We start from the raw sequence: 23,820 nt of genomic DNA on the forward strand, positions 1-23,820 counted from the left end.
GGCGATGCGAGCACGCGGGATCGCGTTCACCAGCCCGGAGAAGAGCGACCAGATCGCGCGCCGCCAAGCGAAGGGCTCCCGCGGCGGCCGCCCACCAGCCTTCGATCCCGATCGCTACGCCAACCGCAACGTCGTCGAACGCTGCTTCAACCGGCTCAAACAGTTCCGCGCCCTCGCCACCCGCTACGCGAAGCGGATGGCCTACTACCGATCCGAGATCATCATCGCGACCATCGTGTTATGGCTGCGTGCCGACTTACAGGACACGCCCTAGTCAGGCGGTCCTGCTCAGTGCGCGAGGGCGGGCCGATCCGCGGTCCGTCGTGTTCGGCCTGGCGGTGGCCGCAGGGAATCCGCGGCGGGCGCGTCGCCGGGTTCGCCGCCGTCGGCGTCCCGATCGAGCGACGCGGCGCCGGATTCGTCGGAGAGGCCGCGGCGACCATCCAGGACGTCGTGTTGCACCATCGTGCCGCGTCAGCGGGACACCTCTTCGGGTGGGACCGGGCCGATGCAGCGCCGGCAGCGGTTAGCCTCCCGCGGTGGACGCGCCGCGACAGCTGACGATCGACCTGCCGGCGCTCACCGTCGCCGCGCTGTCCTGGGGGCCGGACGACGGGCCGCTCGCGCTGTGCTTGCACGGGTTCCCCGACACCGCCTGGACCTGGCGGCACCTCGGCCCGTTCCTCGCCGCGCGCGGCTGGCGGGTGGTCGCCCCGTTCTCCCGCGGATATGCCCCGACCGACGTACCCGCCGACGGCGACTACCGGGTCGGTGCGCTCATGGACGACGCCATCGAGCTGCACCGGGCGCTCGGCGGCGACGACCGGGCCGTGGTGATCGGGCACGACTGGGGTGCAGCCACCGTGCACGCACTGGGCGCGCACGCCCCGGCGCCGTTCTCCCGGATCGTCGCGCTGGCTGTGCCACCGACCGCGGTCGCGCTCCCGGTGCCCAGCGGGCCGCGCTACGACTGGAAGCTGATGCCCGGCCAGCTCCGCCGCAGCTGGTACATGCTGTTCAACCAGCTGCCGTGGCTGCCGGAGCGCATGCTGCCGCGGCTCGTGCCGCAGCTGTGGTCGGCCTGGTCGCCGGGCTTCGACGGCGGCGAGGACGTGGCGCGGGTGGCGGCGGCGCTGGGCACACCGAAGCGACGCAGCGCGGCCCTCGGGTATTACCGGGCGATGCCGCGGCCCGGGAAGGGCGTACCGAGCTACACCGCCCGGCACACGGACTGGCTGGGCATCCCGACCGTCCCGACGCTGTACCTGCACGGGGCCGACGACGGGTGCATCGGCGCCGGTTTCGTGGGCCCGGCCCGGGCCGCGCTCCCGGCCGGCAGCGTCGTCGACCTGATCCAGGGGGCGGGGCACTTCCTCCAGCTGGAGCGACCCGACGCCGTCAACGCGCGGATCGCCGAGTTCCTGGGCCCGGCGCAGACCTAGGCCGTCTGGGGGGAACAGACGGTCTCGTCGGCGCTGATCGGCGTGCTGATCGCGACCGAACCGAACGCTGCTTCAACCGGCTCAAACAGTTCCGCACCCTGGCCACCCGCTATGCGAAGCGAGCCGCCTCTACCGCGCAGAGATCATCATCGTCGCGATCGTGTTGTGGCTGCGCACCGACTTACAGACTTACAGGACACGACCTAGGACGGCGGGGGCGTCTCGACCGGCGGTATGCCGGTGCAGCCCATCCGGACGCTGTCGACGATGGGCTTGGCCGCCGCCTCGACCTCAGCCACGGACGCGGCGAGGGCGCCGAGCTTGGCCGACAGGCTGGCCTGGTCGCTGATCCCGGCGATCGTGCCCTGCAGCGATGCGAGGGCCTGTTCGAGCGCGGGGACCTGCGGGCCGAACTGCCCCTTGGCCGCGGTCAGCAGGGCCCGCCCGGCGTCGGCGAGATTCTGCAGGGCGGCCTTGACGCCCTCGCTACCGACCTTGGTCGCGTCAAGTTGCACGATCGCGTTGGCCGCCGTCTGGAACTGCGCCGCCGCGGCACACAGCTCGGGGGAATACGTGGACGCGGCGGGCGAGGTCGTGGCCGCCGGGGGCGGCGGCGGGGTCGAAGGCGGCGCGCTCGGCGGCGCCGAGCACCCCGCGAGGACCGCGACGCCGAGCAGGGACGCCACGGTCGCGCGCACGGCGGCCCCGTCGATGGTCCTTCGACGGGAGCTGATGACGATGTGCACCATGGACACCTCCAGAACTCGGGGCGGCGGGTCGACCTGCCGCCGGGGGCTGATGATTCGCGATCCCGGGGGCCCCGGCGTCGCCCGTGCGGGGTGAACGCAGCTCACCCCACCGTCTCCTCGTCCGTGCACTCAGACGGCCCGTCCGGCCGCGAGCCGGAGCAGCGCGGGAACGGCCCGGGTGAGCCCCCGGGGTGTGCGGGCGGCGCCCGGCGCAGAGATCGAGATCCGGACACTCAGGCTGACCCGGCAGCGAGCGGATGTTCGGCCTGCTGTTCTTCGTGCCGCTGCTGGGGATGGCGGTCGGGGCGGCGATGGGCGCCCTCGCCGGCTCGATGTCCGACGTGGGTATCGACGATCGGTTCGTCGAGGAAGTGCGCGAGAAGATCACTCCCGGCACGTCGCTGCTCTCTCTGGAGGAGATGAGGGCCGCAGCCACGGTGCCGATCAACACCGTGAAGACCTACGTGCGCTCGATCTACAACAAGCTCGGGATCAGCAGCCGGCGGACCGCCGTCCTCGCCGGCTACGAGCACGGCCTCATTGCGACGACCCCCGCAGGGGACCGGGTACCCGGTCGCGCTGTCCGGTTGACGCCTGTCCGTCCCCGCGCCACATCGGGTCGGGGCGATCCGCAGTCATTCGTTTCGGGCGAGGCGACGACCGGCCACCCGGCCGATCCTGGCCCGGGAAGAATTACCCGACGAGGGAGCACACGATGAGCGACACAACCATCCACCCGCCGTCGGCAGGCGCAACGGGACGCACGAGCGGCTGGGCCACCGGCCTCACGATCTTCGCCAGCACGATCATGATCGTCGTCGGAATCTGTCAGGCGTTGCTCGGGATCGCCGCGCTGGTCCACGACGAGATCTACGTCAGCACCCCGGGCTACATCTACTCCTTCGACATCACCGGCTGGGGCTGGGTGCACCTGCTGCTCGGAGCCGTGGTCGCCCTCGCCGGCGTCGCCGTTATCCAGCGCAAGACGTGGGGCCGGCTCGTGGGGATCGTCCTGGCCTCGCTGAGCATCTTCGCCAACTTCCTGTTCATCCCGCACTACCCGGTCTGGTCGCTTCTGATCATCGCCCTGGACGTCGCCGTCATCTGGGCGCTCGCCTGCCAGCAGCAAGATGTCGTCTGATCAACCGCCTGCTTTGACCGCTCGGCTCAACTCGCCCGACCTGTCACGGCGAAGGATGGCCGAGGACGCCGCTCGGGTGCCCGAACTGCTGCCGATCCGCTACGCCCGGATGGCGCTCTCGCCGCTCAGCTTCTTCCGCGGGTCCGCCGCGGTCATGGCCGCCGATCTCACCGGCACCCCCGTCTCCGGGCCGGAGGTGGGACGCGCACCTGTCCAACTTCGGGTCCTTCGCCTCGCCGGAGCGACGACTCGTGCTCGACGTCAACGACTTCGGCGAGACGTTGCCCGGCCCGTGGGAGCGGGACGTGAAGCGGCTGGCGGCGAGCATCGAGGTCGCGGGTCGCGGGTCGCGGGTCGCGAGCGCGGGTTCGCGGCGCGGAAGCGGGGCGCCGCCGTGGAGGCAGCCGTCTCGCACCCAGCCGCCGCAAACGGCTGGCCTGCCGCCTGGCGAAGGCGCGGACTCGGGACGACCTGGGTCACCCGAGACGGGTGAGGCTCGAGCGCCGAGCCCGACGGAACATGTCGAGCACAGCAGCAACCGTATTGGTCATCAGGCGCGTCCGCTGATGCTGCTGCCGACCGTCACCGGAGATGGAGATGTTCAAGCAGATATCGGACATGCCGGCTGGCACCATTGGATTCGAGGCACACGGGGACGTCGACGATGACGATTTCGAGGAGATCGTTGCGCCCGTCCTGAGGCGGGAGATCGCCGACGGGCGGAAGGTGCGTCTGCTCTATCTGCTCGGCCCGCAACTTCGGGACTACGAGGGCGATGCGGTGAAGGAGGAGATGAAGTTCGCGGCGCGTCACGCCACCGCGTACGAGCGAGTCGCCATCGTGAGCGACGAGAGCTGGCTTCGACCGGCGCTGCGCGTGCTGTCGGTCCTGGTACCGGGGCAGCTGCGCGGGTTCCCTGTCGCACAGCTGGAGTCCGCCAAGGCGTGGGTCGCCGGAGCCGACGAGCGCGAACAGCAACCCGACCATGACGGGTAGTCGCACCGCAGCAGCTACGCCCTGGCCCCGCTCTCCCTCAGCATGTTCGCAGTGGCATTTCCGGCTGACCGAGCGCCTGGCCTGACGCGCGGTGGGGCCTATGCCTCCCGCGCCACGCTCTCCAGCCGGTTGCGGTAGTCCTCCCACCAGGCCCGATCGACCGGCGCCATGTTGTCGTTGCCGGTCCGCAGACCCACCGCCCCGTCGACCAGCTCCCGCACGATGTCCGCGTGCCCGGCGTGCCGTTGGGTCTCCGCGATCATGTGGATGAGGACCAGGTGCAGGGTCACCTCGCTGCGGTCGGCCGGCCAGTGCGGCACCTGGCCGACGGAGTCCAGCGCCAGTGCGTCGATCGTGGCGTCGGCGTGCGCCCAGGCGCGGTGATAGAGGCCGACGATCTGCTCGCGGGGCTCCTCGGCCGTGGCCCACATGTCCGCGTTGGGCTCGGCGTCGTCGGCGAACCAGGGCAGGGCCTCGTCGGACGACCGGCCGAAGGTGGCGCCGAAGTAGCCGAACTCGAGGCTCGCCACGTGCTTGACCAGGCCGCCGCGGCCTGATCATCTTCGTGCCAGCTGCTCCAGCGCTCGCCGGGCCGCCCACCCGCGCAGCCAGCCATCAGGTCAGCGGTGGGTTGCGTCCGTAGCGGGCGACGTCGCCGGCGTGCAGCGCCACCGATCCGGACACGACGCGGTCCGGGGTGAACCGGACGCGACGGCCGGTACCGCCGTCGTCGCCCGGCTCACCCGGCGCGGTCCACTCGACGGTCGCGGTACCGGACAGCTGCAGCGTCGCTCCGGTGTCGAAGTCGACGACGAGAAGCGCGGCGGTGTCGTCGGAAGCGAGGTTGCCGAGGCTGTTGAACATGTTGTTGCCGGGATAGTCCGGCCACCACAACGTGCCGCCGTCCACGCGGAGGAAACCGGGGGTGCCGCCGCGATGCGAGGCGTCGGCGCCGCGGGCCGGGTGGACGGTGCCGAGGAAGAAGGTGTCCGCCGCCTCGATCAGCGTGATGTCGGCCGCCGCGAGTGCCGACGACCGGCGGACGGTGCGCGGCCCCTCCGGCGCGGTGCGCTCGAGCCGCCGTTGCTGGATGTACTTCGGGCAGTTGCCGTACGCCTGCTCGACGGCGATCGTCAGGCCGTCGCCGCCCGCGCCGGTCAGCGTGCCGTTGACCCGGACGCGACGGCGTCGCGCGAACTCGATCGCCAGCAGGCCGACGCGCTGGCCGTCCGGGAGCGCCTGCAGCGGATCCCCCTCGGCGGGGGAGGCGTGGACGTGCAGCCGGGTGCCGTGGGCGTCCAGGAACCCGGGCGCGGCGACGAGCGGGGAGATCCAGAGCCGGCCGTCCGCGTCGCGGGCGGCGAGTACGGCGACATCACGCTCGGCGAGGAAACCACCGATCGCGCCGGCGAGATCCGGATCGTCCAGCATCCCGGCGAGCCGCGACGCCTCGTCCGCGACCCCGGCGCGCCGCTGGACCGCGAGCTCGCCCTCGTGGAAGCCGCTGGTCATCGGGACCGTCCTCAGCTCGTCCGGGTGTACCGCACCAGTGTGGCCCGGTGGCGCCGGACGCTCAGCCGAAGGCGGCGTGGGTCAGCCAGAGGTCCAGCAGGTCCCGATCGCCCCGGATCTCGGCCCCGTCGCGCGGCAACGGCGTGCGCCGGTAGATCCCCAGGAGCAGGTCCGTCAGCGGGGCCCGGACGCCCACGGCCGCCGGCTCGTGCGACCGGCGCCAGACGATGACGTCCCCGGTCAGGTCCACGAACCAGGCCGTGTCCACGTCGGTCGCCTCGAAGGCCAGCGTGCGGCCCGGGCCGAGGAGCTCGCGCTCGCGGGGCGGGTGCTCGAAGTGTTGGGGGAGCGCGTCGAGCTCCATCCACTCGTCGACCGCGTCGAGCGCGGTCTCCTCGGCGACGGTGAACGTCGGAGCCGGGAGCACGGTCACGACATCGCGCCGTCGGCGCAACCGAGATCTCTTCTTGTTGTCGTGACTACCGTGATGTCGTCGTGACAACATCTGGGGGTGACGACCCCCGAGCCCGGCCCGCTGTCGTCGGCCGGGTTCTGGCTGCACCACGCCGCCCTTGCGTGGCGCGCCGACCTCGCCGGGAGCCTGCAGCCCCTCGGCCTGACGCCCACCCAGTTCCTTCATCTGGCCTCGGTGGCCTGGCTCGAGGACCTGCACGGGCCGCCGATCCAGCAGGAGGTGGCCGAGCAGGCCGGCGCGGACCGGATGATGACGTCCAAGGTCGTCCGGACTCTCTCCGCGCGCGGGCTGGTCAGCCGCAGCCCCACGGAGGTCGACGGCCGAGCGGTCCGGATCGCACTGACCCGAGCGGGCCGGGAGGTGGTCGACCGCGCGACGGCGGTCGCCCGGGAGGTCGACGCCCGGTACTTCGGCGAGGAGCCCGGGCCCCTCCGTGACCAGCTCCGCGAGCTCGCGGAGCACCGCGGCCTGTGAAACCTGGCGAGGATGTTCTCGTCACTCGTGAAAGAAGCCTCGGAACAGCGCCGACATAGATAAACGTCATATCGACGAAAAAGACGGTCCGGATCGGTCAGGACGGCGAGCGGGCCGGCTGCGCCACTCGTCTCAATCTGAGAAGAGGCATCGACCGAACGAATTAGACATGTCTAACATCCGGCTCGTGGGAACCATGACGCCCGCCGTCGAGGACTACCTGAAGACCATCTTCCTGCTGAGCACCCGCGGGGAGGCGGTCACCACCAGCGCGCTGGCGCGCGAGCTGCACGTGTCCTCGCCGTCCGTCTCGGCGATGATGAAGCGGCTGAGCGACGGCCGGCTCGTCGAGCGCGGGACGGGCGTGCACCTCACCGCGCAGGGGGAGCGGGAGGCGCTGCGCGTCGTCCGTAGGCACCGGCTGCTGGAGACCTTCCTCGCCCGCGTGCTGGACATCCCGTGGGACGAGGTGCACGTCGAGGCCGAGCTGCTCGAGCACGCGCTGAGCGAGCGGCTCGAGGCCCGCATCGACGCCGCGCTCGGCCACCCCACCCGCGATCCGCACGGGGACCCGATCCCGCCCTCGGCCGGCGCGCACGACGAGAGCTGGGGCCGTCCGCTCGCGGGCACGCCCGCCGGGAGCCGCTTCCGGATCGAGCGCGTCTCGGACCGGGACAGCGACGCGCTGCGCTACCTCGGGGAGAAGGGCATCCGGCCCGGCGTCGTCCTGGAGGTCGGCGAGCAGGAGCCCTACGGCGGCTCGTGCTGGGTGCGATTCGGCGGGGAGCCGCTCGCCCTCGGTCAGGTCCTGACCCGTCTGGTGTTCGGCACGATCGTCGAGGGGGATGAATGAGCGCGGTGAGATCCGCGAGGTCGACCGCTGTCGCGGACGTCCGGGCGCGTGGCCGCCGGGGTGGCCTGACGCTGATCGGCCCGGCGTTCGTCGCCGCCATCGCCTACGTGGACCCCGGCAACTTCGCCACGAACTTCTCCGCCGGGTCCGACTTCGGCTACCTGCTGCTGTGGGTGATCGTCGGCGCGAACCTGCTCGCGATGCTCATCCAGGGCCTGTCGGCGAAGCTCGGCATCGCCACCGGCAGCAACCTCGCCGAGATGTGCCGCGAGGAGTACCCGAAGCCCGTGAGCCGGGGGATGTGGGTGCAGGCGGAGATCGTCGCCGCGGCCACGGACCTCGCCGAGGTGATCGGCGGCGCCGTCGCCCTGCACCTGCTGTTCGGGCTGCCGCTGTTCGTCGGCGGGGTGATCACCGGCGTCGTCGCGTTCGCACTGCTCGGGCTGCACCAGCGCGGGCAGCGGCCGTTCGAGCTGGCGATCGCCGGTCTCTTCGCGGTGATCCTGATCGGTTTCCTGGTCACCGCGCTCCGCATCCCGTGGGAACCGGACGAGCTCGCCGCCGGCCTGATCCCGATGTTCGACGGCCCGGGCAGCCTGTTGCTCGCCACCGGCATCCTCGGCGCCACGGTCATGCCGCACGTCATCTACCTGCACTCGGCGCTCACCCAGGACCGCAACCCCGCGACCACGCTCGACGAGCGTCGGTTCCTGCTCCGCCACCAGCGCATCGACGTCACCCTCGGCATGGGCCTCGCGGGGCTGGTCAACATGGCGATGCTGGTGATCGCCGCGGCGTTGTTCCACGGATCGGCCGTACCGGAGGACACCGGCAGTCTGGAGGGCGTGCACGCCGCGCTCGGCCGGGTGCTGGACCACCCCGCCGCGACGGCCTTCGCCCTCGCCCTGCTGGCGTCCGGCTTCGCGTCGGCCGGGGTCGGGACGTTCGCGGGCCAGGTCGTCATGCAGGGGTTCATCCGGCGGCGGATCCCGCTCCTGCTGCGCAGGCTGATCACGCTGGCGCCGGCGCTCGTGGTGCTGGGCCTCGGCATCGACCCCACGAAGGCGCTGGTGTTCTCCCAGGTGATCCTGTCCTTCGGCATCCCGTTCGCGTTGATCCCGCTGGTGCTGCTCACCCGTCGTCGCGACGTGATGGGGGAGCTGGTGAACCGGCGGATCACGACGGTGGCGGCGTCGGTCGCGGCCACGGCGATCGTCGGGCTCAACGGCGTGCTGCTCTGGCAGACGTTCGTCGGTTGAGTGGGCGGCACACGGTCACCCCGGGCCGTGCGGACACACGAAGGACGCGGCACGCGGGACGACCGGTGGGCCGTCCGACGTGCCGCGTCGATCCCGAGTGCAGGAGCCGCCGGATCGTGTCGACGACCGTGCGCTCGGGGTCAGCGCGCCCTGCAGGAACCGGTCCACACCGTCGTGACCGGTCCTGAGGGGGTTCGCGAGGGTGAGATCTGGGGAGCGGACCTCACCGGTGGATCAGAGGGCGGCGAGACCGGCGATCTGCGAGGCGAGGCTCGCGGCGTCCGGAGCCGCGACCGCGTCCGCGGCGCCGACCTTGTAGTCGTTCCCGTCGAAGTTCTGGTCCTGCGTCGACGGCAGGGCCGGCAGCGCCGGGGCACCCAGCTCGGGGAGCGCCGGGGCACCCAGCTTCGGCAGCGCGGGCGCGCCGAGCGCGGGCGCCGGCAGCTCGGGCAGGGCCGGCGCCGGGAGCTCCGGCCCGGCCAGCGGGATGCTGCCGGCCGGGGTGGCCAGCTCGCCGGCGACCTGCGGGGAACCCGGGGCTCGGACAGCGACGGGGCCTCGGGCAGGGACGGGGCCCCGGGCAGCGAGGGGGCCTCGGGCAGGGACGGGGCCGCGGGCAGCGCGTCCAGGCCGGGGAACGCAGGCGCAGCCGGGAAGCTCGGGGGCGCCCGGAGCCTCGGGGAGGCCCGCGGTCCGCATCGAGGCCGGCACCGCGGCGTCCTCGGGGCCGGTCTGCGTGCTCACGGTCGGCATCTCGAAGTTGAAGAGCCCAGGCAGGGACATCGAATCGGGCGAGGGGAGCTCGGGCGCGGAGAGCTCCGGAGCCGCGAGGTCCGGCGCGGCCAGCTCCGGCGCCGCGGGGAGCCCGGCGCTGCGGGCAGCTCCGGCAGCGACGGCGCGGCGAGGGCCTGGCCCGCGAAGCCGACGCCGATGGCGGCGACTCCCGCAATGGTGGCCGACGTACGCAGCGTGCGCCTGGCGAGACTGCTCATCTCTGGTGGATCCTTCCGATCGGGGGTCTCGGAAAACGATGGTGCTTCGGGCGGCCCAACGAGGGTCGGGGCGTCGAGATGTGGAATATCGCGCTCTGGAGGCGACCTTCAGCCTTTCGAGTGACAAAGTTCCTGCAACCCTTGAGGTCGCCACCCGTACGGATTACATGCTTCAGCGTGAGGTCATCGGCGCTCTGCCATCACCGTGAAGGGAAGTGAAGGATCATCACCGGCTCGGCGCACCTGTCGCGGATCATGGTCGGGTTGGGCATCGGGGCCGGTGCGGGCCTCGGCCTGGGCCTCGGCATCGGGACCCACTACGCGACGGTCCTGTTGGACACCCGCCGCTCCGTCCTCTACCCGGAGCGGGTGCTGGGTGCGGGCGAGGGCACGGTGACCCTCGCCCGGAGCAGGCTCGTCCTGCAGCCCGGGGTCTGGGGCCTGCGCTGGTCGGAGGGCCTGGCGGTGCTCGGGCCGGTGCTGCGCGACGACAAGCGCGGCGTCGTCCGCCGGCTCCTGTCCGGGCCGGTTCCGCCGGTCGCGCCCGCGGTCGTCGACGCCGGGCCCTACGACCCCGATCCCGGCGCCCACGGCCTGGCGTTCGACGAGGTCGTGATCGACACCCCGCTCGGCCCCGCGCCGGCCTGGGAGGTCCCCGCGGCGGGGACGACCTGGGCGATCGCGATCCACGGCCGCGGCGGCACCCGGCGCGAGGCGCTGCGGATCCTGCCGGCGCTGCACGCGCTCGGGTTGCCGCAGCTGGTGGTCAGCTACCGCAACGACCCGGAGGCCCCGCCGAGCCCGGACGGCTACTTCCACCTCGGGGACACCGAGTGGGAGGACCTGGAGGCGGCCGTACGGTACGCGGCGTCCCGCGGGGCGCAGCGGATCGTGCTCGTCGGCTGGTCCATGGGCGCGGCCATCTGCGGTGCGTTCCTGGACCGCTCCGCCGAGGCGCACCTCGTCGACGCGATGGTGTGGGACGCGCCGCTGGTGGACTGGCGGGCCTGCCTGCGCCTGCAGGCGGCGAACCGGCTCGTCCCGCCCGCGCTGGTGCCTCTGGCGACCGCGACGGCGACGCGGCGGATCGGCATCGACTTCGACCGCTTCGACCTGCGGCGGACCCCGCCGAAGCACCGGCCGCCGACCTTCATCGTGCACAGCGGCCCGGACACGGCGGTCCCGGCCAGTTCCAGCCGGGCCCTGGCGGCGGCGGGACGCGCGCTCGACTGGCCGATCCGCTACCTCGAGGTGCCGGGTGTCGAGCACACAGCGGCGTGGAACGCGGACCCGGAACGCTACGAGCAGGCCGTGACCGCGTTCCTGCGCGACGCCGGGGTCGTGGCCTAGCGGAGGCCGCGGGCGGCGTCCGCACCCGGGCCGACGACGTCCGTGGGCGGGATCGTCGACGGCGGTTCCGCGACGTCGTTCACCGAAAGCTCCTGCGGGCGGCGCGACAGCACCACGTAGGCGATCCCGGCGAGCACCGCGGCGACGAGGCCACCGGCGGCCACCCAGCGCCACCAGGCGACCGGCGTCGGCTCGGGCTCGATGCGGCGAGCCAGGTCCTTCCGGACGGCCGTGACGGCGTGGTCCAGCAGCGTGCCGGACTCGTCCAGCAGGCCCTTGGCCTTGTCCGCGGCCCTCTCGGCCAGCACGGGGGCGTCCTTCTCGATCCGCTCGACGACCTCGTGCGCGACCTCCTCGACGGTGCCGCCGAGGGTCGAGAGAGCGGCTCCGGCCTGCTCGCGGGCCCGCCCCAGGGCCTCGTGGGTGGTCGTGCCGATGCTCCTGCTCATGACCGGACCTCTTCCCGCGTGGGCGTGGACCGCCACTCCTGGCACGATGGTAGTCGTGACTGACCCAGGCAACTCGAACCAGACCGCGACGCTGCGGACGTCCGAGGGCGACATCCGGATCACGCTGTTCCCGGACCACGCCCCCAAGACCGTGGCGAACTTCGCCGACCTCGCGACCGGTAAGAAGGACTACTCACAGCCCAATGCGAGCGGCGGGGACAGCGGCCCCTTCTACGACGGCTCGATCTTCCACCGCGTCATTAGCGGGTTCATGCTGCAGGGCGGTGACCCCACGGGCACCGGCCGCGGCGGGCCCGGATACCAGTTCGCGGACGAGTTCCACCCGGAGCTCAAGTTCGACCGCCCGTACCTGCTGGCCATGGCCAACGCGGGCCCGGGCACGAACGGCTCGCAGTTCTTCATCACGGTCGGCCCCACGCCGCACCTGAACCGCAAGCACACGATCTTCGGTGAGGTGGCGGACGCGGAGTCCCGCGCCGTCGTCGACGCCATCGCGAACACCCCGACCGACCGGTCCGACCGGCCGCTCACCGACGTGGTCATCCAGCACGTCGAGATCTCCTGACGGAACCTCCGTGAGGAGAGGGCCCTCGTGACCCACCCTGCCGGACCTCTTCCGCCGGACGCACCGGCCGTCTGCGCCCGGCACCCCGACCGGCCCACGGGGTTGAGCTGCACGCGCTGCGGCCGACCCGCCTGCACGGACTGCCTCCGCGAGGCGTCGGTCGGGTACCAGTGCGTGGACTGCGTCGCCGAGGGCAACCGGTCGGTCCGGCAGGGAGGTGCCCGGCGAGGGGTGACCCTGGCCGGCGCGCCGCAGCGCTCGCGGGCGCGGCCGATCGTGACGCCGGTGCTGGTCGCCCTGAACGTCCTGGTCTTCGCGTGGACGGTCGGGCAGTCCGGCAGCCTCGGCGACAACTACGCGTCGGCGCTGTTCCAGGACTGGGTCCTGCAGTCCGACGAGGTCGCCGCCGGCAACTGGTGGCGGCTCGTCACCGCCGGGTTCCTGCACTACGGCCCGCTGCACCTGGTGTTCAACATGCTGGCGCTGTGGGTCATCGGCCGGGACGTGGAGACCGTCCTGGGCCGGACGCGGTTCCTGGCCGTCTACCTGGTCTCGCTGCTCGGCGGCTCGGCCGCGGTGATGCTCTTCTCACCGGACGCGGCGGTCGCCGGCGCGTCCGGGGCGGTGTTCGGGCTGATGGGCGGCCTGGCCGTGGTGCTGCGCCGGATGCGGGTACCGCCGAGCCAGGCCTTCGGGCTGATCGCGGTGAACATCGTGATCAGCGTCGTGCTCCCGGGGATCTCGCTCGCCGGGCACCTCGGCGGGCTGGTGGTCGGCGCGGCCGCGACGGCGGCGCTCGTCTACGCGCCCGCCCGGAACCGGAACCTCGTGCAGGCCGGGGCGATCGCCGGCCTCGCCGTGGTGGCGTTGCTCGCGATCACGCTGTCGCTGTAGTCCCTCGCACGCAGAGGGCCGCCGGGAACGTCCCGGCGGCCCTCGTTCCGTCTCCGGACCCTCCTACCGTCTAGTCCGGCTTGCTGCAGCCGCAACCGGTGGAGCAGCCGTCCGTGCCGCGCATCGGCGTCCTGTTCACGCGAGAACCTCCTTCGTCGACGACCGGGCCTGTGCACCAGCGTAGGAACCCGGTGCCGCCGGGCACGAGGCTCCGAGCGGGGGGTCTCGCGGCACCCGCGGTGATGCAGGGCCCGGCCGTCCGGGTGGTCCGCCACCACGTCCGGGCGGATGCCCTAGACCGGGCGGCGCGCGGCGAGTAGGCCCGCGACGTCCTCGGGCTCCGCGCCGAGGTCCAGCCGCCCGAAGACCATCAGCCGTTCGACACCGGCGGCGTCCCGGACGTCCAGCTCCAGCATCGAACTCTCCCGGCCCAGCCGCCGCATCCGGACCACGCGCACCCCCTGGACCCGGCTCCACGGGAACGGTCGCGCGCCGAGCAGCCCCCGCACCGTGACGCCGGCGGCGTCCGCGGCGAGGCGCGGCCGGGCGACCGTGCCGAACAGCGAGGCCAGCAGCAGTCCGACAGCGGCGACCCCGGCGATCAGCCGACCCGCCGGGTCCGCGCCGGAGGCGAAGAGCAGCACGCACCACAGGACGGCGCCCGCCGTGAGCAGCCAGCCGACGGCGACGAGGCCGGCGGCCGGGCTCCACCGCGTCCGATCACTCATCGGCACGGATCACCCAGGGTAGCTGCATGGGTTGTCCACAGGGCTTATCCACAGTGGGGATGGTCTCACATTTGTGTGTTTCGGCTGTTCAGCGCCATCTCATGGTCATCAGGAGACCGATCACGATGAGTGCGAAGCCGATGAGGAAGTTCCACGAGCCCAGCGCGGTCATGAAGCCGATGCTGCTGCCGGCGATGTAGTTGACCACCAGCCACGCGAAGCCGACGAGCATCAGGCCGAGCATCACGGCGATGTACACGGGATGGGTGGGTCCGGCGACCTTCACGGGCGACCGGCCGGTCGGCGGCGTGTAGGCGGCCTTCTTGCGGACCTTGGACTTCGGCATCGGAAAACCTCGTCTGACGTGCGGTGCAGGGTCGACCCGCGGCGGTCGGTGTGCTCGCCGACCACGGTAGCGTGCCGGGTCGCCGGAGGTCTGCTCACACGGCCCGCAACCCTCGCCGCGCCCGATCGAGTACGACGCGCGGTCGATCGCGCGCGTGGGTCCGGACGGCGTGCTGGGGCGTGAGGCCCTAGTGCAGGCCCGCCGTGAGCGCCGCGACCTCGGCGCCGAGGTCCTCGATCAGCGGCTCCGCGGCGACGTGTCCGGCCGTCGCGAGCCAGTTCGCCAGCATCCGGTGCCCGCCCTGGGTGAGGACGGACTCGGGATGGAACTGCACGCCCTCGATCGGCAGGTCCCGGTGCCGCACGGCCATGATCAGGCCGGACTCGGTGGAGCCGGTGACCTCGAGCTCGGCAGGCAGCGTGTCCGGGCGGATCGACAGCGAGTGGTACCGCGTGGCGACGAACGGGTCCGGCAGGCCGCGCAGCACCCCGACGCCCGGGTGGTGCACCAGCGACGTCTTGCCGTGCAGCAGCTCCGGTGCCCGCTCGACGACGCCGCCCCAGGCGACGCCGATGGCCTGGTGGCCGAGGCAGACACCGAGCAGCGGGAGGTTCCGCTCGGCCGAGGCCCGGATGACGTCGATGCTGGAACCGGCGGCCTCGGGGGTGCCGGGGCCGGGGCTGACCAGGACGGCGCCGACCTCGTCCAGCTCGTCGAGGTCCACGTCGTCGTTGCGCCGGACCACGGTCTCGACGCCGAGCTGGGCGAGGTACTGGACGAGGTTGTAGACGAAGCTGTCGTAGTTGTCGACGACGAGGACGCGCATGGGTTCAGCCTAGTTCCCGAACAGGCCGTCGCCGCCGCCGTTGTCGCCGCCGCGCCCGTTGCCCGACTGCCCGACGGTCAGGGTGATCTGGGTGTTGTCCGGGTCGATGGCGGTACCGGCGGGGACGGACTGGGCGAGGACGCGGTTGTTCTGCGAGGGGTCCGAGACCTGCTGGCCCTGCGCCTGCACGTTCTTGTTGATGCCGGCGGCACTGAGGGTCCTCGCCGCGTCGTTGACGGTCTGGCCCACCACGTTGGGCATCTCGACCCGGTTGCCCTTCGAGACCTGCAGCGTGATGGTGCTGCCCTTCTGCACCCTGGTTCCGGCCTGCGGGTTCGTGCCCACGATCGAGCCCTCCTCGCCCGCGCCGTCGACCTGGGTGCTCTGGGTCTGGAAGCCGGCGTTGGTGAGCGTCTGCTTGGCCTGGTCCTCCGTCTGCCCGCTGACGTCCGGGACCGCGACGGTGGTCTGCTCCTTGCCGACGACCACCGCGACCGCACTGCCACCGGGGGCGTCCACACCCGCGGCCGGGTTCGAGGAGAGGATCTTGCCGACCTGGCTCTCGTCCGCCGTCTCCTGCTCCGTCTGGGCGCCCAGCGTCAGCCCGCGCGCCTCGAGCAGGGTCTGCGCCTCGGCGGGACTCTTGCCGTCCAGCGCGGGCACGGTGGCCTGCGCCGGGCCCGTGCCGACGAAGATGGTGACCGTGCTGCGCTCCGGGACCTGCACGTTCGACGCCGGGTCCGTGCGCGTGACCTTGCCGTTCAGCTCGACCGTCGACGGCTCCTGCTTGAGGTTCACGAGCAGGCCGGCGGTGGAGATCTGGGCGCGCGCGGCGTCCGGGAGCGCGCCGACGACGTTCGGTACGGCGACCTGGGTGGGCGTCGAGGGGCCGCCGAAGACCTCGAACGCGACGAACGCGAGGAGGGCCAGCACCGCCGCGACCGCGATGCCGACACCGATCTTGCGGCCGGTGTGCTTGCTCTGCGGCTCGTCCTGCCAGGGCTGCACCTCGCCGGGCGACATGGTGTGCCGGCCACCGCCGCCATCCCCGGCCGCCGCGATCCGCCGGGTGGCGCGGACGTTCGTGTCCGCGTTGAGGAACGTGGTGCGCTCCTCCTCGCTCATCACCATCGGCGCGAGCGGCTGCTGGCCGTTGCGCACCCGGATCAGGTCCGCGCGCATCTCCGCCGCCGACTGGTACCGGTTGGCCGGGTTCTTGCTCAACGCCTTGAGCACGACGGCGTCCAGCGACGGCGGAACCTGCGGGTTGACCTCCGACGGGCGCCGCGGGTCCTCCCGGACGTGCTGGTAGGCGACCGCGACCGGGGTGTCCCCGGTGAAGGGCGGCTCGCCCGTCAGCAGTTCGAACACCACGCAGCCGGCGGCGTAGACGTCCGACCGGGCGTCGACCGCCTCACCGCGCGCCTGCTCGGGGGAGAGGTACTGCGCGGTCCCGATGACGGCCGCGGTCTGCGTGACGTTCTGGCCCTCGCCGAGCGCGCGGGCGATGCCGAAGTCCATCACCTTCACCGCGCCGGTGCGGGTGATCATGATGTTCGCCGGCTTCACGTCACGGTGGATGATGCTGTGCTTGTGGCTGAAGTCCAGCGCCGCGCACACGTCCGCCATGACCTCGATGACCCGCTGCTGCGGGATCGGGCCGGAGGTCTTCACGACCTCGCGCAGCGTCTGCCCGTCGACGTACTCCATGACGATGTAGGGGAGCGGGCCGAACTCGCTCTGCACCTCACCGGTGTCGTACACCGCGACGATCGCCGGGTGGTTCAGCGCCGCCGCGTTCTGCGCCTCGCGGCGGAAGCGGATCTGGAACTGCGGGTCCCGCGCGAGGTCCGCGCGCAGCACCTTGACGGCGACGTCACGGCTCAGCCGTGTGTCCATGCCGCGGTGGACCTCGGACATGCCGCCGTAACCGAGCGTCTCGCCCAGTTCGTAGCGTTCGGACAGCAGTCGGGGGTCGTCATCGGTGCCGATTCCTGTGCGCTCGGGGGGTTCGGTTCATCATGCCGGGTGGCACGACGGGGTGGTGCTCGGCTCGCGTGGCCGACCATCGGTCTGCGCCGGGTCGCCCGCTGTGCGGGCTCACCGGGCCTCCCCGGGATCGGTCGCGGCGACGAACCGCCGTGCGGGAGGGTCGGCCACCGCCGAACCGGCGAGGAGGCCCACCCGGCTCGACACGCTACCGGGCAAACCGCTCGTCGTCGGAGTGCCGTGGGCCTCGTCGAAGAGCCGGGGCACCGCGAACACCGCCAGCGCGATGGCCGCCAGCAGGACGACGACGAACAGCACGACCAGCACGGAACTGGTTCCCCGCGAGCTCGGAACCAGCCGCAACGGCTCCGTGGGCGGGGCCGGCGGGACGGGCGGGCGGTCCGTGATGCGGGCGACGTGGGGGATCGAGTGGGCGGGCGTCCCCGGGCGTGCCCCGGGGCCCGTCGGCGGTCCGGAGATCCGGAGGTCCGCGTGCGCGTCGCGCCCCGACGGGGTCGGCCGCGCAGGGGTCCGGGGCGCGGCCGGTGCCGCGGTGCCCGACGAGGAGGCCGCCGGGGCCGCGACGGCCCTCGCGACGCTGCGCGGCCCCGTCGTGTCCGGCTCGGCGAGCGTGTCACCCGCGTCGTCCGGTGCCCGGACGGCCGCGTTCTCGACGGCGTGCCGCCCGCCGGTGTCCACCGGGGGCCCGGCGACCGGCTCGGCCGGGGGCGGGGTGGCGGTCCGGGTGGCCGACGACGCCCGGGCCGCAGACGTCTCCGCCGCCGGTCTCCGCAGGTCGGCCTTCGGGTCCGGCGCGGACTCCTGCTCCTCCCGGGCGGCCGGGGCGGCCCCGGACCCGGCGGCGCGCTCCTTCTCGTCCTTGCGTCGCCTGGCCGCCTTCTCGGCGCGCCGGCTCCGCTTCCGCTCGGCCCGGTCCACGGCGCGGGCGTCGGTGTCCGGACCGTCGGGGCCGGGCCGGGAACCGGCGGGGCGCCGGGTACCGGGCGACACCGTCGCGACGGGGCCGCTCGCCGGGGTCGGCGTCGAACCGGAGGCACCGGAGATCCGCACCGGGACCGGCGGGCCCTCGCCCCGACGCACGGCGGCGACGGCGGCGGCGAACTCCTCGCCGTCGGCATAGCGCCGCGCCGGGTCCTTGACCAGCACCGCCGCGATGAGCGAGCGGACGTGCTCGGGCACGGTGTCCGGCAGCGGCGGCGGCTCGTCCCGCACCTGCATCATCGCGACGGCCACCGCGTTGTCCGCGCGAAAAGGGCGGTGCCCGGCCAGGCACTCGTAGCCGACGATGCCGAGGGAGTACACGTCCCCCTCGGGACCCGCCTCGCCCCCGCTGGCCTGCTCGGGAGCGATGTAGTGCGCCGTGCCCATCACCATCCCGGTCCGGGTGACCGGGACGGCGTTGGCGGCCTTGGCGATGCCGAAGTCCGTGAGCTTCACCGTGCCGTCGACGCGCAACAGGATGTTCCCGGGCTTGACGTCGCGGTGCACGTACCCGCGCTCGTGCGCGGCGTGCAGCGCGTGCGCCGCCTGCTCGACGATCCGCAGCGTCTCCTCGGCGTCGATCGGGCCGCGGGCGATCCGGGCGGACAGCGGCTCGCCGCGGACCAGTTCCATCACCAGGTAGGCGGTGCGCCGGTTCTCCTGCGGCGCGTCGTCCTCGCCGTAGTCGTGGATCGAGGCGACGCCGGAGTGGTTGAGCGAGGCCACCGTGCGCGCCTCGACCCGGAACCGGTGCAGGAACTCCGGGTCGTCTGACAGCTCGGGGCGCAGCACCTTCACCGCGACGTCCCGGCCCAGCCGGATGTCCGAGGCCTCCCAGACCTCGCCCATCCCGCCGACGGCGATGCGCCGGCCCAGCTCGTAACGGTCCGCGATCCGTTGCCCCGCCGCCAGGGCTCCCGGACCGCTCACGGGGCGACCCCGGCCGGTGGCCCCCCGCTCGGTGGCTGCTGCCTCATCGCCCACCCCGCAGCGCCTCCGCGATCACCGCGCGCCCGACGGGCGCGGCGACCGAACCGCCGGTGGCCTCGAGCGCCCGGTTCCCGCCGTTCTCCACGAGGACGGCCACGGCCACCGTCGGGTTCTGGGCCGGCGCGAACGCCACGTACCAGGCGTGCGGCGGCGTGTTCTTCGGGTCCGTGCCGTGCTCCGCGGTCCCGGTCTTGGACGCGATCTGCACGCCGGTGATCTTGCCGCCGCCCTGTGTCCGGTTCTCCGAACCGATCATCAGATCGGTCAGGGTGGAGGCGACGTTCGCCGGCATCGAGCGGCCGAGCCGGTCCGGCTGGGTGGTGTCCAGGACGTCCAGCGCGGGCCCCTGGATCTCCTTGACCAGGTGCGGGGCCATCGTCTGCCCCCCGTTGGCGATGGAGGCGACCATCATGGCGTTCTGCAGCGGGGTCATCCGCACGTCCCGCTGCCCGATGCCGGACTGCTGCAGCGCGGCGGTGTCCGGGATGTCCCCGAGCGACGACGCGGTGACCGGCATCGGGATGGCCAGGTCGGACTGGCCGATCCCGAACGCCTCCGCCTGCGCGCGGATCTTGTCCTCGCCGAGGTTCCCGGTGAGCTCGGCGAACGCGGTGTTGCAGGAACGGGCCAGGGCGTCGCGCAGCGAGGCGGTCGCGCCGGTGCCGCAGGGCGTCCCGGCGAAGTTCTCCAGCGTGGTGTTCGTGTTGGTCAGCGTGATGTTCGAGGCCGCCGTCAGCTGGCTGTCCGGCGTGTAGCCGTTCTGCAGCGCGGCCGCGGTGTCCACCAGCTTGAACGTCGAGCCCGGGGGATAGGTCTCCGAGATCGCCCGGTTGACCAGCGTCGGCGGGTCCGTGGCGTTCGCGTCCGCCCAGGCCTTCTGCTGCGCCGACGAACTGTGGCTGGCCAGTGGGTTCGGGTCGTACGACGGCGTCGAGGCCATCGCGAGGATCTCGCCGGTCTGCGGGTTGAGGGCCACCACGGCACCCGCGTAGCCCTTGTCCGCCATCTCCTTGTAGGCGCGCTCCTGCACCGACGGCCGGATCGTCAGCACGACGTTGCCGCCGCTCGGGTCCCGGCCGGTGATCAGGTCCGAGAGCCGGCGGCCGAAGAGCCGGTCGTCGCTGCCGTTGAGCACGGAGTCCGAGTACCGCTCGATCCCGCTGGAGCTGTAGACCACCGAGTAGTAGCCGGTCAGCGGCGCGTAGGCGGGGCCGTTCGTGTACTGGCGCTGGTACTTCAGCCGGTCGTCGGTCGCGACGCTCTGAGCGAGCACCTGGCCGTCCGCGCTGATCTGGCCGCGCTTGCGCGCGTACTCGGCGAGCAGCACGCGCTGGTTGCGCGGGTCGCTGCGGTAGTCCCCGGCCTTGACGACCTGGACGTAGGTCAGGTTGCCCAGCAGCATCAGGATCAGCGCCATCACGGCGATGGCGATGCGGCGGATCGGCGTGTTCACGTGTCGGCCTTCTTGACGTCCGGCCGCTGGACGAACTCCGTGCTGGCCTCGGCGATCGGGGCCTGCGGCTGCACGGGACGCCGGGTCAGCGGTGCGCGCGCGGCGTTCGAGATGCGCAGCAGCAGCGCCACCAGGGCGTAGTTCGCAACCAGGGAAGAACCTCCGTAGGACAGGAACGGCAGGGTCAGGCCGGTGAGCGGGATGAGCTTCGAGGCCCCGCCGATGACGACGAACATCTGCAGCGCGATGACGAAGGACATACCGGTGGCGAGCAGCTTGCCGAAGCTGTCCCGCACGGCCAGGGCGGACCGCAGCCCGCGGGTGATCATGACGAGGTAGACGACGAGGATCGAGGCCAGGCCGATCAGGCCCAGCTCCTCCCCGAGCGTGGAGAGCATGAAGTCGCTCTCGGCGAACGGCACGAGGTCCGGCCGGCCCGCGCCGAGCCCGGTGCCGCCGACACCGCCGGTGCCGAGCCCGAACAGCGCCTGGCCGATCTGGTAGCCGCGGTTGTCGAAGTCCGAGAACGGGTCGAGCCACACCTGCACACGGATCTGGACGTGGCCGAACAGCTGGTACGCGACCGTCGCTCCGGCGGCGAAGAACGCCAGGCCGATGATCATCCAGGAGACCCGCTCGGTGGCCGCGTAGAGCAGCACCAGCAGGATCCCGAAGAACAGCAGCGACGTCCCGAGGTCCCGCTCGACGACGAGGACGCCGACCGAGAGCCCCCACGCGACGAGCAGCGGCGCCAGGTCCCGTGCGCGCGGCAGCTCCATGCCGAGGAACCGGCGCCCGGCCGTCGCGAACAGGTCCCGTTTCTGCACGAGGAACCCGGCGAAGAAGACGATCAGCAGCAGCTTCGCGAACTCTCCGGGCTGGATCGAGAAGATGCCCAGCCGCAGCCAGATCTTCGCCCCGTTGACCTCGGAGATCGACGACGGCAGCAGGCCGGGCAGGGCCAACAGGATGAGCCCGGCGAAGCCGGCGGTGTAGGTGTAGCGCGACAGCGTCCGGTGGTCCTTGACGAACCACAGCACCGCGATGAACAGGGCCAACCCGACCGTGGTCCAGGCGACCTGCCGGGTGATCAGCGCGGCCGGGACGTCCCCGCCGGTCAGCGCGGCGCGGTCCGCGTCCGCCAGGTCCAGGCGGTGGATCATCACCAGGCCGAGGCCGTTGAGCAGGGCGACCGACGGCAGGATCAGCGGGTCCGCGTACGGCGCCCACTTCCGGACCGCGAGGTGCGCGATCCCGAACAGCGCCAGGTACGCCAGCCCCACGTAGACGAGCGAGCTGGTGAGCTGCTGTTCCTGGTTGGCCTCGACGAGCACGAGGGCCGCCGTCGTCGTCACCGCGGCGAGGGCGAGCAGGACCAGCTCGATCCCGCGCCCGGTGGGGAGCGCGGGGGCCGACGACGGGTTCGCGGCCGGGCGGCCGGTCCCGACGTCCGGAGTGCTGACGTTCGGGGCCATCAGATCGCCGGCCGGCAGGTCGTCCCCGGCTCAGGGGCCACGGTCTGCAACGGCGTGGTCTCGACGGGCGGCGCGGCGGGGTCCGCGGGCGGCGCCGGGACTTCGACCGTGGGCGTGGTGGCCGCCGGACACATCGGCAGCATTCGGTCCCGCAGGCGCTGGACGGTGCTGCGGGCGCTCACCAGGCCGTCCGTCGCGACGATCCCGTCCCGCACCGACGTCCGCAGGTCCTCGGGCAGGTCGGGGAGCGTGATGTCCGTGGTCTCGGCCACCGTCTGCAGCGGCAGGCCGAGCACGCTGCCGCGCACGCCCTGGTAGATCACGACCTGCTCGGCCCGGACGCCGACGTAGTACTGCTGCAGCACCCAGCTGCGGGCCAGCATTGCGCCCGCCCCGAGCACCACCAGCACCGCGACCAGCGCGGCGACGGCCTTCCAGCGGCTCCGCCGGCGCGGGGGTTCGGCGACCTGGGCGGGCTCGAGGCGGCGCGGCAGGGCCCGCGGAAGCGTGGTGGCCGACGCGCGGGAGGCGGCGGTGTCCGCGCCCGGCCGCTCGTCGTCCAGGCCGTTGCCGACCGAGCCCCCGACGATCGGCGCGACGTCCCCGTAGTCCACGTCCAGGACGTCCGCGACGATGCAGGTGATGTTGTCCGGGCCGCCGCCGCGCAGGGCCAGCTCGATCAGCCGGTCCGCACACTCGCGGGGGTCCCGGTACTCGCGCAGGGTGTCGGCGAGCGTCTCGTCGCTGACCGGGCCGGACAGCCCGTCGGAGCAGAGCAGGTAGCGGTCCCCGGCGCGGGCCTCGCGGATCGTCAGCGAGGGCTCGACCTCCTGGCCGGTGATGGCGCGCAGCAGCAGCGAGCGCTGGGGGTGCGTGTGCGCCTCCTCCTCGGTGATCCGGCCCTCGTCGATCAGGGACTGGACGAACGTGTCGTCCTTGGTGATCTGGGTGAACACCCCGCCTCGGAGCTGATAGCAGCGGGAGTCCCCGACGTGCACGATCCCGAGGCGCGAACCGGCGAAGAGGATCGCGGTGAGCGTGGTGCCCATGCCCTCGAGGTCCGGCGCCTCGGCGACGTGCCGGGTGATCGCGGCGTTGCCCTGGAAGGTGGCGTCCCGGAGCTCGGCGAGCAGGTCGTCGCCCGGGTCGTCCTCGTCCAGCGGGGCGAGCGCGGAGATGACCAGCGAGGAGGCGACCTCCCCGGCCGCGTGGCCGCCCATGCCGTCGGCGAGGGCGAGCAGGCGCGGGCCGGCGTACACCGCGTCCTGGTTGTTCTGCCGGACCAGACCGCGGTCACTGCGGGCGGAGTAGCGAAGGACCAGCGTCATGAGCGCAGCTCGATCACCGTCTTGCCGATACGGACAGGGGTCCCGAGCGGTACCCGGGTGGGACCGGTGACCTTAGCCCGATCGAGATACGTGCCGTTCGTCGACCCGAGATCCTCGACGTACCACTCCTCACCCTGCTGGCTGATCCGCGCGTGCCGGGTGGAGGCGTAGTCGTCGTCCAGCTTCAGGGTGGAGTCGTCCGCCCGGCCGATCAGGATCGGCCGGGAGTCCAGGGTGATCCGGCTGCCGGCCAGCGGCCCCTGGGTGACCAGGAGCTGACGGGCCGTGCGGGCACGACCCGACCGGGCGGTGACCCGCCCGCCGCCGGGCATGATCGCCCGCAGCCCCGACGCCGCGTAGAGGTCGGAGCGAACCACCCGCAGGGCGACCAGCACGAACAGCCAGAGGAGGGCGAGGAAGCCCGCTCTGGTCAGCTGCAGCACCAACTCGGGCACTCGTCGCCTACCCCGATCCACGTCTGTCCGACCGACGATCCGGACGGATCATCGGC

At 72.6% G+C, this 23,820-nt stretch carries 25 protein-coding genes and 2 pseudogenes; 12 read left to right on the top strand and 15 right to left on the bottom strand.

Features of this window, described 5'->3' with window-relative positions:
- The first annotated feature begins 4 nt into the window (after positions 1 to 4).
- Positions 5 to 274, top strand: a complete 270-nt coding sequence (locus WBK50_RS35520) for a transposase (RefSeq protein WP_445942416.1) — start codon at positions 5 to 7, stop codon at positions 272 to 274.
- A gap of 265 nt (positions 275 to 539) precedes the next feature.
- Positions 540 to 1,442, top strand: coding sequence for an alpha/beta fold hydrolase (locus WBK50_RS32085; protein WP_341339133.1), 903 nt, complete (start codon positions 540 to 542; stop codon positions 1,440 to 1,442).
- Positions 1,443 to 1,645: 203 nt separating this feature from the next.
- Here WBK50_RS32085 and WBK50_RS32090 read toward each other — a convergent pair whose 3' ends face one another.
- Entirely contained in the window at positions 1,646 to 2,191 is a 546-nt protein-coding gene (locus WBK50_RS32090; protein ID WP_341339134.1) for a hypothetical protein, read from the bottom strand.
- 257 nt (positions 2,192 to 2,448) lie between these two features.
- On the opposite strand from WBK50_RS32090, the pseudogene WBK50_RS32095 reads away from it, so the two are divergent.
- The 4 genes and pseudogenes from WBK50_RS32095 to WBK50_RS32110 form a co-directional block, all read left to right on the top strand.
- Positions 2,449 to 2,598: pseudogene (locus tag WBK50_RS32095) on the top strand (DUF1269 domain-containing protein); the annotation flags it as partial.
- Positions 2,599 to 2,906: 308 nt separating this feature from the next.
- Positions 2,907 to 3,332 carry a DUF7144 family membrane protein gene (locus WBK50_RS32100; RefSeq protein ID WP_341339135.1) on the top strand — a complete coding sequence of 142 codons (426 nt, stop codon included), beginning with the start codon at positions 2,907 to 2,909 and terminating at the stop codon, positions 3,330 to 3,332.
- 251 nt (positions 3,333 to 3,583) lie between these two features.
- Entirely contained in the window at positions 3,584 to 4,000 is a 417-nt protein-coding gene (locus WBK50_RS32105) for a DUF2252 family protein (RefSeq protein ID WP_341339574.1), read from the top strand.
- On the top strand, positions 3,924 to 4,328 hold the full coding sequence (locus WBK50_RS32110; RefSeq protein WP_341339136.1) for an STAS/SEC14 domain-containing protein: 405 nt from the start codon (positions 3,924 to 3,926) through the stop codon (positions 4,326 to 4,328). Before WBK50_RS32105 ends, WBK50_RS32110 begins: the two co-directional genes overlap by 77 nt.
- 98 nt (positions 4,329 to 4,426) lie before the next feature.
- On the opposite strand, the pseudogene WBK50_RS32115 reads toward WBK50_RS32110, so the two are convergent.
- The 3 genes and pseudogenes from WBK50_RS32115 to WBK50_RS32125 form a co-directional block, all read right to left on the bottom strand.
- Positions 4,427 to 4,873: pseudogene (locus tag WBK50_RS32115) on the bottom strand (DinB family protein); the annotation flags it as partial.
- Positions 4,874 to 4,943: 70 nt separating this feature from the next.
- Positions 4,944 to 5,840, bottom strand: a complete 897-nt coding sequence (locus WBK50_RS32120; RefSeq protein ID WP_341339137.1) for a pyridoxamine 5'-phosphate oxidase family protein — start codon at positions 5,838 to 5,840, stop codon at positions 4,944 to 4,946.
- A gap of 61 nt (positions 5,841 to 5,901) precedes the next feature.
- The gene (locus tag WBK50_RS32125; RefSeq protein ID WP_341339138.1) at positions 5,902 to 6,273 is read right to left on the bottom strand and encodes a hypothetical protein; all 372 of its coding nucleotides are present in this window, start codon (positions 6,271 to 6,273) and stop codon (positions 5,902 to 5,904) included.
- A 78-nt stretch (positions 6,274 to 6,351) separates the two neighbouring features.
- Between WBK50_RS32125 and WBK50_RS32130 the strand changes: the two genes are divergently transcribed.
- The 3 genes from WBK50_RS32130 to WBK50_RS32140 all read left to right on the top strand — a co-directional run bounded on the left by WBK50_RS32130 (position 6,352) and on the right by WBK50_RS32140 (position 8,901).
- Positions 6,352 to 6,789 (top strand): MarR family winged helix-turn-helix transcriptional regulator, encoded by a 438-nt coding sequence (locus WBK50_RS32130; RefSeq protein WP_341339139.1) that lies wholly within the window; start codon positions 6,352 to 6,354, stop codon positions 6,787 to 6,789.
- Positions 6,790 to 6,985: 196 nt separating this feature from the next.
- Entirely contained in the window at positions 6,986 to 7,642 is a 657-nt protein-coding gene (locus WBK50_RS32135) for a metal-dependent transcriptional regulator (RefSeq protein ID WP_341339575.1), read from the top strand.
- Complete coding sequence (locus tag WBK50_RS32140; RefSeq protein ID WP_341339140.1) at positions 7,639 to 8,901, top strand: Nramp family divalent metal transporter; 1,263 nt, start codon at positions 7,639 to 7,641, stop codon at positions 8,899 to 8,901. The genes WBK50_RS32135 and WBK50_RS32140 overlap by 4 nt, the downstream gene beginning before the upstream one ends.
- Positions 8,902 to 9,135: 234 nt before the next feature.
- On the opposite strand, the gene WBK50_RS32145 is transcribed toward WBK50_RS32140, so the two are convergent.
- Positions 9,136 to 9,645 (bottom strand): hypothetical protein, encoded by a 510-nt coding sequence (locus WBK50_RS32145; RefSeq protein ID WP_341339141.1) that lies wholly within the window; start codon positions 9,643 to 9,645, stop codon positions 9,136 to 9,138.
- A 503-nt stretch (positions 9,646 to 10,148) separates the two neighbouring features.
- Between WBK50_RS32145 and WBK50_RS32150 the strand changes: the two genes are divergently transcribed.
- Complete coding sequence (locus WBK50_RS32150; RefSeq protein WP_341339142.1) at positions 10,149 to 11,243, top strand: alpha/beta hydrolase family protein; 1,095 nt, start codon at positions 10,149 to 10,151, stop codon at positions 11,241 to 11,243.
- On the opposite strand, the gene WBK50_RS32155 is transcribed toward WBK50_RS32150, so the two are convergent.
- Positions 11,240 to 11,692, bottom strand: coding sequence for a hypothetical protein (locus WBK50_RS32155; RefSeq protein ID WP_341339143.1), 453 nt, complete (start codon positions 11,690 to 11,692; stop codon positions 11,240 to 11,242). The two genes, WBK50_RS32150 and WBK50_RS32155, sit on opposite strands and share 4 nt — an antisense overlap.
- A gap of 46 nt (positions 11,693 to 11,738) precedes the next feature.
- Here WBK50_RS32155 and WBK50_RS32160 point away from each other — a divergent pair, with 46 nt between their 5' ends.
- Positions 11,739 to 12,278: a peptidylprolyl isomerase gene (locus WBK50_RS32160; RefSeq protein ID WP_341339144.1), complete on the top strand. Its 540-nt coding sequence runs from the start codon at positions 11,739 to 11,741 to the stop codon at positions 12,276 to 12,278.
- Positions 12,279 to 12,509: 231 nt separating this feature from the next.
- On the top strand, positions 12,510 to 13,172 hold the full coding sequence (locus WBK50_RS32165) for a rhomboid family intramembrane serine protease (protein WP_341339145.1): 663 nt from the start codon (positions 12,510 to 12,512) through the stop codon (positions 13,170 to 13,172).
- Positions 13,173 to 13,465: 293 nt separating this feature from the next.
- Here the strand turns inward: WBK50_RS32165 and WBK50_RS32170 are convergent, their stop codons facing one another.
- The 9 genes from WBK50_RS32170 to WBK50_RS32210 form a co-directional block, all read right to left on the bottom strand.
- Positions 13,466 to 13,900 carry a PH domain-containing protein gene (locus WBK50_RS32170; protein WP_341339146.1) on the bottom strand — a complete coding sequence of 145 codons (435 nt, stop codon included), beginning with the start codon at positions 13,898 to 13,900 and terminating at the stop codon, positions 13,466 to 13,468.
- An 88-nt stretch (positions 13,901 to 13,988) separates the two neighbouring features.
- On the bottom strand, positions 13,989 to 14,246 hold the full coding sequence (gene crgA / locus WBK50_RS32175; protein ID WP_297502825.1) for a cell division protein CrgA: 258 nt from the start codon (positions 14,244 to 14,246) through the stop codon (positions 13,989 to 13,991).
- Between the two features lie 187 nt (positions 14,247 to 14,433).
- Complete coding sequence (locus tag WBK50_RS32180; protein ID WP_341339147.1) at positions 14,434 to 15,072, bottom strand: aminodeoxychorismate/anthranilate synthase component II; 639 nt, start codon at positions 15,070 to 15,072, stop codon at positions 14,434 to 14,436.
- A gap of 9 nt (positions 15,073 to 15,081) precedes the next feature.
- Positions 15,082 to 17,064: a Stk1 family PASTA domain-containing Ser/Thr kinase gene (pknB, locus tag WBK50_RS32185; protein ID WP_341339576.1), complete on the bottom strand. Its 1,983-nt coding sequence runs from the start codon at positions 17,062 to 17,064 to the stop codon at positions 15,082 to 15,084.
- A gap of 108 nt (positions 17,065 to 17,172) precedes the next feature.
- A complete protein-coding gene (locus WBK50_RS35525; protein ID WP_445942330.1) occupies positions 17,173 to 18,993 on the bottom strand; it encodes a protein kinase domain-containing protein in 1,821 nt (606 codons plus the stop codon).
- Between the two features lie 43 nt (positions 18,994 to 19,036).
- Positions 19,037 to 20,506, bottom strand: a complete 1,470-nt coding sequence (locus WBK50_RS32195) for a peptidoglycan D,D-transpeptidase FtsI family protein (protein ID WP_341339148.1) — start codon at positions 20,504 to 20,506, stop codon at positions 19,037 to 19,039.
- A complete protein-coding gene (locus WBK50_RS32200) occupies positions 20,503 to 21,981 on the bottom strand; it encodes an FtsW/RodA/SpoVE family cell cycle protein (RefSeq protein ID WP_341339149.1) in 1,479 nt (492 codons plus the stop codon). The genes WBK50_RS32195 and WBK50_RS32200 overlap by 4 nt, the downstream gene beginning before the upstream one ends.
- Positions 21,981 to 23,309, bottom strand: a complete 1,329-nt coding sequence (locus WBK50_RS32205; protein WP_341339150.1) for a PP2C family protein-serine/threonine phosphatase — start codon at positions 23,307 to 23,309, stop codon at positions 21,981 to 21,983. Before WBK50_RS32205 ends, WBK50_RS32200 begins: the two co-directional genes overlap by 1 nt.
- On the bottom strand, positions 23,306 to 23,764 hold the full coding sequence (locus WBK50_RS32210; RefSeq protein ID WP_341339151.1) for an FHA domain-containing protein FhaB/FipA: 459 nt from the start codon (positions 23,762 to 23,764) through the stop codon (positions 23,306 to 23,308). The genes WBK50_RS32205 and WBK50_RS32210 overlap by 4 nt, the downstream gene beginning before the upstream one ends.
- Positions 23,765 to 23,820: the final 56 nt, after the last annotated feature.

It is taken from the genome of Pseudonocardia sp. T1-2H, from assembly GCF_038039215.1.
Classification (GTDB): domain Bacteria; phylum Actinomycetota; class Actinomycetes; order Mycobacteriales; family Pseudonocardiaceae; genus Pseudonocardia.